The organism is Streptomyces sp. sk2.1 (assembly GCF_008120935.1).
Lineage (GTDB): Bacteria > Actinomycetota > Actinomycetes > Streptomycetales > Streptomycetaceae > Streptomyces.
Window position 1 is genome coordinate 1 of record NZ_RDBO01000007.1, and the last position, 2,151, is coordinate 2,151.

Sequence of the window (2,151 nt, forward strand, 5' to 3'; positions counted from 1 at the left end):
GGCGAGGTGGTCGCCGGCGAGGTTGGCGAGTTCGCGTTTCTTGAGTGAGGACCACAGCAGTTCCACCGGATTCAGCTCGGGGGCGTATGCCGGGAGGCGTTCCAGGGTCAGCCAGTCCTGTTCGGCGACCCAGGCCCGCATCGCCCGGCTCCAGTGGGCGGACAGGCCATCCCGGACCAGGACCACCCTCTCGCCGCGGTAGAACACCTTCATCTGCTCCAGGACCTCGATCAACCCGTCGGTGTCGTAGCTGCCGGGCTTGAGGTGAAAGCAGAGACGAGCCCCGCGGTCGGGGTCGGCGGAGTGGTAGCCCAGGGCCCCGGCCATAGAGGCCCGCTTCCAGTTCAGCCGGTGCCGCAGGAGCGGGGTTCGTCCTCGGGGCGAGTAGGTGCGGCGGATCTGAGGGAGGAGTGAGACACCTGATTCGTCGAGGAACACGATCCAGGCACGTGTGTTCACCGCCCCTTTTTGATCCGCGGCCACTCGTGTGCGATCCAGCGGGCGATCTCCGACTCGTCCCGCTCGACCGCCCTCCGCTCGGGCCGCTGCAGACTCCACCCCAGCCGGCCGGTCAGCAACCGCCACACCGACGCTCTGGACAACGCCACCCCGGCGAGGTGGTCGCCGGCGAGGTTGGCGAGTTCGCGTTTCTTGAGTGAGGACCACAGCAGTTCCACCGGATTCAGCTCGGGGGCGTATGCCGGGAGGCGTTCCAGGGTCAGCCAGTCCTGTTCGGCGACCCAGGCCCGCATCGCCCGGCTCCAGTGGGCGGACAGGCCATCCCGGACCAGGACCACCCTCTCGCCGCGGTAGAACACCTTCATCTGCTCCAGGACCTCGATCAACCCGTCGGTGTCGTAGCTGCCGGGCTTGAGGTGAAAGCAGAGACGAGCCCCGCGGTCGGGGTCGGTGGAGTGGTAGCCCAGGGCCCCGGCCATAGAGGCCCGCTTCCAGTTCAGCCGGTGCCGCAGGAGCGGGGTTCGTCCTCGGGGCGAGTAGGTGCGGCGGATCTGAGGGAGGAGTGAGACACCTGATTCGTCGAGGAACACGATCCAGGCACGTGTGTTCACCGCCCCTTTTTGATCCGCGGCCACTCGTGTGCGATCCAGCGGGCGATCTCCGACTCGTCCCGCTCGACCGCCCMCCGCTCGGGCCGCTGCAGACTCCACCCCAGCCGGCCGGTCAGCAACCGCCACACCGACGCTCTGGACAACGCCACCCCGGTCACCCGCTCCACGACGACGCCGACGCGTTCCAAGGTCCACAGATCGGCCTCGAAGCCGTGAGCCCGGGCACCTCGTTCCAGTGCGGTCCGGACTGCCTCGACCCGGGCGTCGTCCAGCTTGGCCGGGCGTCCGGTGGCCGCACGACGCCGCAGGGCTGAAGCACCGCCGGTCTCCCACACTCGCCGCCAGCGTCGCACGCTCTCGGAACACYCCCCCACCGCACGAGCGATCTCCGCGTTCGAGACGCCGTCRTCGAACAACTCGGCCGCCCGAACGCGACGCGCCTCCGCCAACTGGGGCCGAGACAGCGGCGGGAGAGAAGAATCAGCAGTCGAGGACGAAGGTTGATATGGCACCCTGACAGGCTCCCACCCACGAGCCCACCACACCCACCGAACTTACGAAAAGATCAGTAGTGTGATGCGCCAGAAATTCAGAGGATTAGTTTTGCTCTGTTTTCTGGCGCATCACACTAGCTCGCGGTCCTCCAGCAACCCCACGACCGACGCCATCTCGCACCTCCACAGACTAGACAAAACGACAGCCCGAGCCTCCCTCTCCGTCCTCGACGTCATGCCTGACTTGGGGAAACACGTCCATCAAGTTCGGTACAACAACGCCTTCTCAGCTTGGCGTTTATCCTCGGCGGGCTTCGTGTTCCTTGATGGTCTCGGCGCGTTTGACGGTCTTGCCGACGTCGTGGCGCTTGGCGCGGTGTTTGTTCTTCGAGCCGGGCGGCCGCCCGGGGCCGGGGCGGGACGGTTTCGGTGTGGCTGCCGGACGGGCCGTGGTCGGTCGGAGGTTGCGAAACCCGCGGCGGACGCGGGCGGGGGTGAGGCGTCGTGGTTCGGTGCGGCGTTCCCAGGGGCGGCGGAGGTCTTCGGCGAGAGGTCGGGCGAGGCGGAGCTGGGTGTGGGCGGCGATG

The 2,151-nt window shown here is 67.6% G+C and carries 3 protein-coding genes and 1 pseudogene; all 4 read right to left on the reverse strand.

Translation table 11 applies throughout. The features are described from left to right. On the reverse strand, positions 1 to 459 hold a 459-nt coding region (locus EAO76_RS00930), incomplete at its 3' end, for a transposase (RefSeq protein ID WP_148832308.1). Further along, entirely contained in the window at positions 456 to 1,070 is a 615-nt protein-coding gene (locus tag EAO76_RS00935; protein WP_148832310.1) for a transposase, read from the reverse strand. The genes EAO76_RS00930 and EAO76_RS00935, both read right to left, overlap by 4 nt. Further along, complete coding sequence (locus EAO76_RS44275; protein WP_148832312.1) at positions 1,067 to 1,615, reverse strand: winged helix-turn-helix domain-containing protein; 549 nt, start codon at positions 1,613 to 1,615, stop codon at positions 1,067 to 1,069. Before EAO76_RS44275 ends, EAO76_RS00935 begins: the two co-directional genes overlap by 4 nt. 247 nt (positions 1,616 to 1,862) lie before the next feature. Further along, a pseudogene (locus tag EAO76_RS45735) lies at positions 1,863 to 2,151 on the reverse strand (transposase); the annotation flags it as partial.